11 protein-coding genes are annotated in these 9,896 nt (G+C 49.7%); 9 read left to right on the forward strand and 2 right to left on the reverse strand.

The features are described 5' to 3' along the window. Nucleotides 1–384 precede the first annotated feature (384 nt). The 7 genes from pyrH to Q1K24_RS07780 all read left to right on the forward strand — a co-directional run bounded on the left by pyrH (nt 385) and on the right by Q1K24_RS07780 (nt 7,749). A complete protein-coding gene (gene pyrH, locus Q1K24_RS07750; protein WP_300368425.1) occupies nt 385–1,095 on the forward strand; it encodes a UMP kinase in 711 nt (236 codons plus the stop codon). A 21-nt stretch (nt 1,096–1,116) separates the two neighbouring features. Then, the gene (locus Q1K24_RS07755; protein ID WP_300368428.1) at nt 1,117–1,329 is read left to right on the forward strand and encodes a DNA-directed RNA polymerase subunit omega; all 213 of its coding nucleotides are present in this window, start codon (nt 1,117–1,119) and stop codon (nt 1,327–1,329) included. Nucleotides 1,330–1,337: 8 nt separating this feature from the next. Continuing rightward, a complete protein-coding gene (locus tag Q1K24_RS07760) occupies nt 1,338–3,503 on the forward strand; it encodes a RelA/SpoT family protein (RefSeq protein WP_300368431.1) in 2,166 nt (721 codons plus the stop codon). Between the two features lie 9 nt (nt 3,504–3,512). Continuing rightward, entirely contained in the window at nt 3,513–4,712 is a 1,200-nt protein-coding gene (gene tyrS / locus Q1K24_RS07765) for a tyrosine--tRNA ligase (protein WP_300368434.1), read from the forward strand. After that, nucleotides 4,712–5,803 carry a nitronate monooxygenase family protein gene (locus Q1K24_RS07770; RefSeq protein ID WP_300368437.1) on the forward strand — a complete coding sequence of 364 codons (1,092 nt, stop codon included), beginning with the start codon at nt 4,712–4,714 and terminating at the stop codon, nt 5,801–5,803. Before tyrS ends, Q1K24_RS07770 begins: the two co-directional genes overlap by 1 nt. 159 nt (nt 5,804–5,962) lie before the next feature. Beyond that, on the forward strand, nt 5,963–7,321 hold the full coding sequence (locus Q1K24_RS07775; protein ID WP_300368440.1) for an N-acetylmuramoyl-L-alanine amidase: 1,359 nt from the start codon (nt 5,963–5,965) through the stop codon (nt 7,319–7,321). 8 nt (nt 7,322–7,329) lie between these two features. Then, nucleotides 7,330–7,749 (forward strand): META domain-containing protein, encoded by a 420-nt coding sequence (locus Q1K24_RS07780; RefSeq protein WP_300368443.1) that lies wholly within the window; start codon nt 7,330–7,332, stop codon nt 7,747–7,749. Nucleotides 7,750–7,785: 36 nt separating this feature from the next. On the opposite strand, the gene ppa is transcribed toward Q1K24_RS07780, so the two are convergent. Beyond that, entirely contained in the window at nt 7,786–8,304 is a 519-nt protein-coding gene (ppa, locus tag Q1K24_RS07785; protein ID WP_300368446.1) for an inorganic diphosphatase, read from the reverse strand. A gap of 122 nt (nt 8,305–8,426) precedes the next feature. Between ppa and Q1K24_RS07790 the strand changes: the two genes are divergently transcribed. Further along, the gene (locus Q1K24_RS07790; protein WP_300368449.1) at nt 8,427–9,275 is read left to right on the forward strand and encodes an HAD-IIB family hydrolase; all 849 of its coding nucleotides are present in this window, start codon (nt 8,427–8,429) and stop codon (nt 9,273–9,275) included. Then, complete coding sequence (locus Q1K24_RS07795; RefSeq protein ID WP_300368452.1) at nt 9,253–9,555, forward strand: hypothetical protein; 303 nt, start codon at nt 9,253–9,255, stop codon at nt 9,553–9,555. Before Q1K24_RS07790 ends, Q1K24_RS07795 begins: the two co-directional genes overlap by 23 nt. A gap of 26 nt (nt 9,556–9,581) precedes the next feature. Here the strand turns inward: Q1K24_RS07795 and Q1K24_RS07800 are convergent. Then, a partial coding sequence (locus tag Q1K24_RS07800; RefSeq protein ID WP_300368455.1) for a hypothetical protein occupies nt 9,582–9,896 on the reverse strand: 315 nt, incomplete at its 5' end.

Raw genomic sequence — 9,896 nt, forward strand, 5'->3', positions numbered from 1 at the left:
TTGTCTCTCGTGTCGACAAATTCATCGTTCCCGTTGTTACAGCCTCCCAGAAAGAGGATACTCACAGTGGCGAGCAGAATGAAGAGATATCTTTTCATGCCGTTAGATCCTTTCGAATTTTTTGTAATCATCTACAATCAGTATAACTGAAGAGAGTAAATCCTGCGTTACACAATCATAAATAAATGTTAACGATATGCATAATATACAAACGAACAACGTCTTCTTTACTATATAACATCGGCATAACAAACGCAATGATTGAATACGATTCATAATTGCCACAGATCAAAAAACAGTTATTATCTTTTTCAAAGTAATTTTTGGATAAAATCCAACCACTTTCATAACCGATGGCAGACGGTTTGGGCAGAAGGAGTGGTCATGGCGAAACAGCGGGTTCTGGTAAAGTTTTCCGGAGAGGCATTGGCCGGGGAGAGCGGGTATGGTGTCGATACCTCCATATTGAAGTTTATCGCCGAAGAGATCAAACAGCTTGTCGACAGCGGTGTTGAAGTGGGTGTCGTCATTGGCGGCGGCAACATCATACGCGGCGTCACGGCGGCGAAAGATGGCATCATCAAACGGACAAGCGGCGACTACATGGGAATGCTCGCCACAGTCATCAACGCCATCGCGATGCAGGAGGCTCTCGAATACCTCGGAATGCGTGTGCGTGTCCAGAGTGCGATCAAGATGGAACAGATTTGTGAAACTTTTATCGTACGGCGGGCTATCCGCCATCTCGAAAAAGGACGTATCGTCATCTTTGCCGCAGGAACGGGCAATCCTTTCTTCACGACCGATACAGCGGCGACACTCCGTGCGATAGAGATCGGAGCGGATATGATCGTCAAGGCGACAAAAGTCGACGGCGTATACGACAAAGATCCGAAGAAATATCCCGATGCGAAAAAACTTCCGGAATTGACCTATGACGAAGCGCTTGCGGATAACATCAAAGTGATGGATGACACATCGATCGCCCTGGCGAAAGAGAACAGCCTGCCGATCGTCGTCTGCGATATGTTTAAAAAAGGGAACCTCCTTGCCATCATGCAGGGCGATTACGAAAAGTGTTCCATCGTAAAATAATTTCTTAGGAGTTTGAACAATATGAGACTTGAAAAAATAGCGGCGAAAGCCCTTGAAAAAGCGAATTACAACCGGTATCTCCTCTCTGCTGCCGTTTCGAAACGTGCCAATGAACTGGCTGCCGGTGCGGAACCTCTTGTGCAGATGGATCCGAAAAAATTCAAATATTCCGATATCGCCATTACGGAGATTGCCGAAGGCATCATCAAAATAGAGGGTCTGGAACAGAGCTAAGGCCACCTATGAACCCGGCCCTCGAGCCCCTGATCAATATTGTCCGCAACATAAATACCATCGAGGAAGCGGAAGAGATTCTTTCCGATACGATCGAAGTCAACGAGAGAATCAAAAATGCACTCGATTACGCCAAAAAAGCGCATGCCGGACAAAAAAGAAAAAGCGGCGAACCCTATATCATCCATCCGATCCTTGTCGCCGGAATCACGGCGACGATCAGTGCGGACGAGACGATGGTACTGGCGGCTCTGCTGCATGACGTCGTAGAAGACACACCGTTTACGATCGATGACATTCGATCGGAATTCGGTGAAGATGTCGCTTATCTGGTTGAAGGTCTGACAAAGATCGTCGAAATCCGTGAGACCGAACTGGTTCCTTCGACATCGGATGAGAAACTCGTGACTTCGGCACTCAGTTTCCGAAAGATGCTCATCTGCTCGATCGAAGATGTCCGTGTGCTCATCATCAAACTGTGCGACCGACTTCACAATATGCTGACACTTGACGCCCTGCCGAAAGAGAAACAGCATCGTATTGCCGAAGAGACATTGGTCGTATACGCTCCGATCGCGCACAGGCTCGGTATCGCTGCAATGAAAAACAAGCTCGAAGATCTGAGTTTCTACTATCTATTTCCGAAAGAGTATGCGAAAATCGACTCCTTTATCACCTCTCACAGCCAGGATTTTCAGATCAAACTCAACACATTCATTTCGAAAGCCAAAACCCTGATGGTCCATAACGGCTTCAAAGCGGACAGTTTCGAAATCTTCGGCCGTGTCAAGCACTACTATTCAATCTATCTGAAGATGCAGCGCAAAGGGATTTCGATCGATGAAATACTCGACCTTCTCGCAGTCAGAATATTGGTGGAGAAACCGATCGACTGTTACCGATCGCTCGGTACACTGCACCTGCATTTCAAGCCGCTCATCGCACGTTTCAAAGATTATGTCGCGCTTCCGAAAGAGAATGGCTATCAGACACTCCATACGACGGTTTTCGACGACACGTCAATCATCGAAGCGCAGATTCGTACGTTTGAGATGCACAAGACTGCAGAGTTTGGTATTGCCGCACACTGGAAATACAAAATGGATGAGGAGACATCCATCAATATTCAGTGGCTCAAGAACCTTCAGTATCAGAATGAGTCGATCGAAGAGTTTTATGAACTTGTGAAAAATGATCTGTACAGTGAAGATATCAGTGTCTTTACACCGGGTGGGGATCAGATTGCGCTGCCGCGGGGAGCAACGGTCCTCGATTTTGCCTATGCCGTTCATACGCAGGTTGGCGAATGTGCATCGGCGGCACTCGTCAACAAGCGGGCGGCATCGCTGCTGACGGAACTGAAAAACGGCGATCTCGTACGGATTATTACGGCGGACCATCCCATCTACCACTGTACATGGATCGATGCGGTGAAAACATCGCGTGCCAAGAGTCATATGCGGACCCGCTGCAACCAGCGGAAAAAAGAGATCGATCGCATGAGCGCCATCAATATTCTGGCAGCTACGTTCAATCTGCTTCCGCCGGAAGTGGAGAGCTGGATCGAACAGAATGGGCTGCAGGATCAGATCTACCGGGTGGCCCGCGATTTGAGTTTTTATAAAGAGGTAGTCAACAGATTCGTTGAAAGCCGCAAGGAAAAGTCATTGCTGCCGACGATTTTTCAGCGTCCGCCAAAACGTATCAAACAGTACAATTTCGAAAATTTTGTCATTTATGCTTCCGAAAACATCGGCAGCGTCGAATTCGACTACTGCTGTCATCCGAAACGAAACGATCCGATCGTGGCATTCCGGTTTGGCAACAAAGCGGTCGTCCATCACAAATTTTGCGAGAAGGCGTATACGTGGATCCGGAAACACGCCCCCATGCTCTTTGTGGAGTGGAGCGAAAGCAAACTGATTCGTTTCCGGATTCTTGTAACCCTCAAGGATGAGAAAGGGGCTTTGGCGAAGCTCCTCGGATTCCTGGCGAAAATCGATACGAACGTCATATCGATCCGATTGGGTGAAGGAAGTGCCCAGAGCAACCTGTGCGAACTCGTTGTCGAGAGCAAAGAGTATGATAGAAATCGTCTCAAACTGCTTCTCGAACGACGTTTCAAAGTAATCGAAATGGTCAATCTGACGGATGCATACAAACAATTACCATAAGGACACTATATGATCGAAGAAGCCTTAAACGAAATCAGACGCGGGGCCGCGGAAATCATCACTGACGAGCAGATCGAAGCACTGCTCAAACGCTATTACGAAACAGGCGAGCCCTACTATGTCAAAGCGGGATTCGATCCGACAGCTCCCGATCTCCATCTCGGCCATACCGTGCTGCTCCAGAAGCTTGCGACTTTTCAGAAGTTTGGCGGTATCGTTCAGTTTCTGATCGGTGATTTTACAGGTATGATCGGGGATCCGACAGGCAAGAGTCAGACACGGAAGAAACTGACAAAGGACGAGGTGAAACAGAACGCGAAGAGTTATGAGGAGCAGGTATTCAAGATTCTCGATCCCGAGAAGACGATCGTCGTCTTCAACAGCGAATGGCTCGGTAAGCTGACCAGTTACGAGATGATCGAACTGGCATCGAAACGTACTGTGGCTCGCATGCTGGAGCGTGATGATTTCGAAAAACGGTTCAAAAGCGGCCAGGATATTTCGCTGTATGAATTTTTCTATCCGCTTTTTCAGGGATATGACAGTGTTGTGCTCAAAAGCGATATTGAAATCGGAGGAACGGACCAGAAATTCAATCTGCTGATGGGGCGGCACCTGCAGCGTGCCTACCATGTCGGGAAAGAGCAGGTTGTCCTGATGATGCCGATTCTCGAAGGGCTCGATGGCGTACAGAAAATGAGTAAATCGCTGGGAAACTTCATCGGTGTCAACGAAGAGCCCAATGTGATGTTCGCGAAAGTGATGAGCATCAGTGACGAACTGATGTGGCGCTATTACGAACTGCTGAGCGCCCGCTCTTTGACGGAGATTGCGGCGATGAAGGAGGAAGTGGCCGGCGGAACGCTTCATCCCAAACGTGCCAAAGAGATGCTGGCCGAAGAGATTGTCGAACGTTTCCATGACAGGGATGCGGCACTGGCGGCATGCGAAGAGTTCAACAAGGTCTTTAAACAAAAAGATCTTCCGACCGATATGCCCGAATACGAGATAGAGGGCCCGATCTGGATTGCGAAAGCACTTGTCGAAGCGAAGCTCGAACCGTCGACGTCACAGGCCAGACGTGATCTTCAGGCGGGTGCCGTGCGGATCGATCAGGAGAAAGTGCACGACAAAGACTTGCAATTGGAAGCGGGAGATTATATACTTCAGGTAGGAAAAAAGAAATTTGCAAAAGTGAAGGTGAAGTAGTGGAACTCAAACCTGTCAATATCGGAAAATACAGGATCAAATACCCGATTGTCCAGGGGGGCATGGGGGTCGGAATCAGCTGGGACCAGCTCGCGGGTCACGTCAGTCTGGAGGGTGGTCTCGGCGTTATCAGCAGCGTGGGAACGGGATATTACGAAAATCGGGCGTACGCCGACAAACTCGTTTCGAATCGCCCGCTGGAAGCCGACAACTTCTACTCCAAAAAGGCGTTGATCAAAATTTTCGAAAATGCCCGCAAAATCTGCGGTGATGCACCACTGGCATGTAATGTGCTCTATGCCATCAACGATTACGGTCGTGTCGTCGAAGACGCCTGCGAAGCCGGAGCGGACATCATCATCACCGGTGCGGGGCTTCCGACCAACATGCCCGAATTTACCGCCGACTATCCCGATGTCGCACTCGTTCCGATCGTCTCTTCACCCAAAGCGTTGCGTCTGATATGCCGACGTTGGGAAAAACGGTATGGGCGCATCCCCGATGCGGTGATTCTCGAAGGTCCGCTCAGCGGAGGCCATCAGGGATTTACCTATGAACAGTGTCTGATGGAGGAGTACCAGCTTGAAAATCTGATCGCTCCGGTTGTCGAAGAGGCGAACAGCTGGGGCGGTATTCCCGTTTTCGCTGCCGGCGGTATCTGGGACAAAAACGATATCGAAAAGTGTATCGGGCTGGGTGCAACCGGCGTGCAGATGGGTACCCGTTTCATCGGCACCCACGAATGTGATGCCCACCAGAATTTCAAAGAGATTCTTCTGAATGCCAAAAAAGAGGATATCCTGCTGCTCAAATCCCCCGTAGGCTATCCGGCCCGCGGTGTGCGTACAAACCTGATCGATCTCGTGGACCGGCGGGAAGGCCCGGCCATCAAATGCATCAGCAACTGTGTGGCACCCTGTAAGCGTGGTGTCGAGGCGAAGCAGGTCGGCTACTGTATCGCCGACCGTCTGAGCGATGCATACATGGGCGATAAAGAGCTTGGGCTCTTCTTTTCCGGTGCGAACGGCTATCGGCTCGATGGGCTGATCAGCGTCAAAGAACTGATGCATAAACTGGTGCACGGAGAGTAACCCATAAAAAAAGCGCCGTTTCTTTTAGCCGTTCTGGTTTTTACACTTTTTCTTTTCGGGGCCGACTACAGCACGCGGCTTCAGGATGCCGAACGTGCAATAGATTCCGATGCCAAATCGACTGTATGGAAAGGGTATCACGACTACCAGTCTCTCTATATGAAAGGTCTTCTCGAACAAAACAGAGAGTTGCAGGTGCAGTCGCTTCTTGGGCTCATCAAAGCATCGGAAACACTGGGGCTCGATCCCACCCGCTATAAAAACGCTCTGAAAACGATCCGGCCCGATCTCGTTGGAGAGAGACCGGAAAAACGGACGACAAAGAGCCAATCGAAAAGAAAACAGTCTGCTTCCTCCGTCTCCTCTTCCGGACAAAAACGCAAACTCCTGTCGACGAAAGTGGAAAACGGGCAGCTTCACCTGCATTTTTCGGGATCTATAAAAAACGGAAACCTTCGTCATTTTATTCTCGAACGCAACGGGAACGTTCTCTATGTCTACGATCTCTCTCCGGCACGGGTTCCCTATTCGATCAAACGGATACGAGGCGAGGGGTTCAAAGAGATACGCATAGCACAGTACGACCCCAAAAAGATCCGAATCGTGATCGAAACCACAAAACCCTACAAACCCACATCCCGTATATCGGGAAGTCAACTGAGTATCACTCTCCCAGGCTATGGGAAGGGTGCGTCCGCCTTGCCGAAAAAGAGTACGACAAAATCGAAGACCGTAACGGGTTTGCCGAGCAAGAAAGCGAAAGCGAAAACGGCACTGCCGGCACGAACGGTCCAATCCGTTCCGAAAGAGGCATCGCTTCCAAGCTCGATGCTGCGCCGCTACACCGTTGTACTGGACCCCGGCCACGGCGGGAAGGATGGCGGTGCCGTCGGGTATCAGCGCAGAAAAGAAAAAGATGCGGTTCTCGCGGTGGCGAAACAGCTCAAAAAGGTGTTGCGCAGCCGAGGGTTCAATGTCTATCTAACACGGGAACGCGATGTATTCATCCCTCTGAAGAAGCGGACACGATACGCCAACAGAAAGCAGGCCGATTTTTTCATCTCGATTCATGCCAATGCGGCGGCCAGCAGGCGAAACTATCTAAAAAGCAAAGGGATAGAGACCTACTTTCTTTCCCGGGCCCGCAGCGGCCGTGCCAAACGGGTGGCGGCCATCGAAAACAGTGCCGAAATCAAAGATATAGACCGCTACACGAAAGATGCCTATCTGAGTGTTTTGAACCGGGAAAAAATCATCGAGTCGAACAAGCTGGCGATCGATCTGCAGAGACAGATGCTCACCTCTGTCAGAAAAAAGTACAAAGCGGTTGTGGACAACGGTGTTCGGGAAGGTCCGTTCTGGGTGCTGGTTGGTGCCCAGATGCCTGCGGTACTGATCGAAATCGGCTACATCACGCATCCGACCGAAGCGCGCAGGCTTTTCAATCCCTATTATCAGAAATTGTTGGCTGAAGGAATTGCAAACGGTATCGAAAGCTATATCTATCACAACAAATAGGAGAGATCATGTTGAAAATGTTTCTGGCTGGGTGTGTGGCGATACTCTATTTTACCGGATGTGCCCAGCAGCCCAAACCGGTTCAACACGTGGTGGAAACGGTACATATCGAAGGGAAGCGCTGGCAGCTCATGAGTTTTGGCAACCATGCGATGGTGGTGCCCCAGAATGCGTGGATGCTTCTGCATAACGAGAGATATGAAGGATTTGCCGGATGCAATGGTCTTGGTGGCAGCTATGAGAAAGATGGCAAAACGATCCATTTTGCCATGGATCCCCACACGATGCTGGCGTGTCCCGATATCAAAGGTGAGAACGAATTTCGAAAACGGTTGCTGGAAGTCGATGCATACGATTTCGAAGATGGCATGCTCGTGTTGAAAAGAAACGGTGAAAAGTCGCTTCTGTTTATGGAGTTTGAAAAATGATAACGAGGGAGGTGACTTCCCTCGTTGTAATACGGTCTATTTGTAGTTCTTGATGGAAGCTTCCAGCAGCGCAGCTGCCTCCTCTTTTCCTTTGAAATCTTTCACTTTGACCCATTTGTTGGGTTCCAGCATTTTATAGGTCTCAAAGAAGTTTTTGATTCTGTTCAATACCGCTTTCGGAAGATCTTCGTAACTTTCGATATTGTCGTATGTCGGATCGATTTTGCTGACAGGTACGGCCAGCAATTTCTCATCCATTCCCGCTTCGTCTTCCATGATCAGTACGCCGATAAGGCGGCATTTGATGACGGCACCTGCCTGGACGGGATAGTCGTTCAATACGAGAATGTCAATCGGATCGCCGTCGTCTGCGAGCGTATTGGGCACAAAACCGTAGTTTGCAGGGTAGAACATCGCCGAATAGAGAACGCGGTCGACAACGACGGCACCGCTCTCCTTGTCGAGTTCATATTTGATATTCGATCCGAAGGGGATCTCGATAAGAGCGTGAACCTTGTCGGGGCATTCACCGCTTCCTATTTTTGATATATCCATTGTGGTTTTCTCCTCATGATGTTAATGTGGAATTTTAGCGCAATGTGATTGAAAATCAAATCAAAGCAGTTCACGCAGGAGTATGTTAAAATTGCGCCATCAAAGAGAAGTGAAAGAGGGAAATGGAGCAATTTTATCTGACAGATCTGGACAAGACCTTTCTCCGAAGCGATTTGACGATCAGCGATTTCAGCCGTACCGTCTGGAATGAAGCGGTCGAGAAGGGTGTCAAGCTCTCCGTTGCGACGGCTCGCAGTTATACGGGGGTCATGAAACTGCTCGATGGACTGCACCTGAAAGAGCCGCTCATTCTTCTCGATGGCGTCATGATCGCCGCACCGAACGGAAACGTGCTGCATGTCAGTGCCCTGGGGAGAGAGATCGGGGATGCCATCATCGATATCGTATATCGTTTGGCTGGCATCTTTCCGCTGCTCGTGGGGCTGGAACATGACGATACGGAACGTTTCGTCTACCCCAAACAGAGAAACCGCTATCTCGAAGAGCTGTTGAAAACTTTCCACAACGACCGCAGGCTGATCGATGCCGATCCGTTGCGGGCAATGGAGAGAAATTTGAAAATCGTCTATCTGGACAACGAAGCGGTAACCGCGGATCTGGAAATGGTACTCAAGAAAGAGTTCGGCGATACCATCGAGGTCAAACGCTCCAAAGATCCCTATATCGATTGCTGGTTCATGACCATTCTGCATGCGAAAGGGGACAAGGCGCATGCGTTGATGCGACTCGAAGAGATGGAAGGGGCCGACAGAGCCCATACTACGGTTTTTGGAGACAGCCACAACGATCTGGGGCTTTTTGCCGCGGCCGGCCGAAAAATCGCCGTCGCCAATGCGATCGACGAGGTAAAGGAGCGTGCCGATATCGTTCTGCCGTGGACGAACGACGACGATGCCGTCGCGAAATTTCTTAATAAGGAGATTTTGAATGGGAAAGAGTACAGCGGGTAAAATTTTTCTTTTCAATCTTGTTATAGCCATATGCTCATTCGGAGCCATCTTTTTCGGTCTGGCGGATATGCCAATCTTTTTACGCTACCTCTTCTATCCATTGATAGCCTACACGATGCTTTCCTTCATTGCAGCAGCGATCGGCATCGTCATGGGGGTGAACGGATGGGAACGAACGAAAAGAGCTGAAGAGAAGATAGGAGCTTTGGCCAACGCCATCTATCTGGTGGCTGTTCTCATGGCCCTTTTCCTGTCGCTTCCGCGTCTTATCGGCGCATAGAGTATTGATATGCAGAAGCGGTAAAATCAATGAAAGGAGACTAGAACCCATCTCAAAAATCCCCATGGGCGGAAATGGCACCCAAAAGGTGCGATGACAAGGCGAAAAGCGCAAGGTGTGGCCAAAGCCACATCGAGCATTTTCAACGAAGTGCAGCGTGCTTTTTTGTGCCACCCTGCGGGCGGAGCGCTTTTGCCCCCTCTCTTTGTTGCTTCTCCTTGACGATGCGCCGATGGCATCGCCTGCGTCGAAGCGCCGCAAGAGGAAGCAAAATCGCTTCCGTTACCGCCTATGGGGATTTTTGAGATGGGTTCTATATCAAGCAAAAGTGATACCATGTT

It is taken from the genome of Hydrogenimonas sp., from assembly GCF_029932565.1.
Lineage (GTDB): Bacteria > Campylobacterota > Campylobacteria > Campylobacterales > Hydrogenimonadaceae > Hydrogenimonas.

Excerpts from the sequence above, each read along its gene's own strand:
- pyrH (WP_300368425.1), top strand. The coding sequence starts at position 385 with ATGGCGAAACAGCGGGTTCTGGTAAAGTTTTCCGGAGAGGCATTGGCC.
- Q1K24_RS07755 (WP_300368428.1), top strand. The coding sequence starts at position 1,117 with ATGAGACTTGAAAAAATAGCGGCGAAAGCCCTTGAAAAAGCGAATTAC.
- Q1K24_RS07760 (WP_300368431.1), top strand. The coding sequence starts at position 1,338 with ATGAACCCGGCCCTCGAGCCCCTGATCAATATTGTCCGCAACATAAAT.
- tyrS (WP_300368434.1), top strand. The coding sequence starts at position 3,513 with ATGATCGAAGAAGCCTTAAACGAAATCAGACGCGGGGCCGCGGAAATC.
- Q1K24_RS07775 (WP_300368440.1), top strand. The coding sequence starts at position 5,963 with ATGAAAGGTCTTCTCGAACAAAACAGAGAGTTGCAGGTGCAGTCGCTT.
- Q1K24_RS07780 (WP_300368443.1), top strand. The coding sequence starts at position 7,330 with ATGTTGAAAATGTTTCTGGCTGGGTGTGTGGCGATACTCTATTTTACC.
- ppa (WP_300368446.1), bottom strand. The coding sequence starts at position 8,304 with ATGGATATATCAAAAATAGGAAGCGGTGAATGCCCCGACAAGGTTCAC.
- Q1K24_RS07790 (WP_300368449.1), top strand. The coding sequence starts at position 8,427 with ATGGAGCAATTTTATCTGACAGATCTGGACAAGACCTTTCTCCGAAGC.
- Q1K24_RS07795 (WP_300368452.1), top strand. The coding sequence starts at position 9,253 with ATGGGAAAGAGTACAGCGGGTAAAATTTTTCTTTTCAATCTTGTTATA.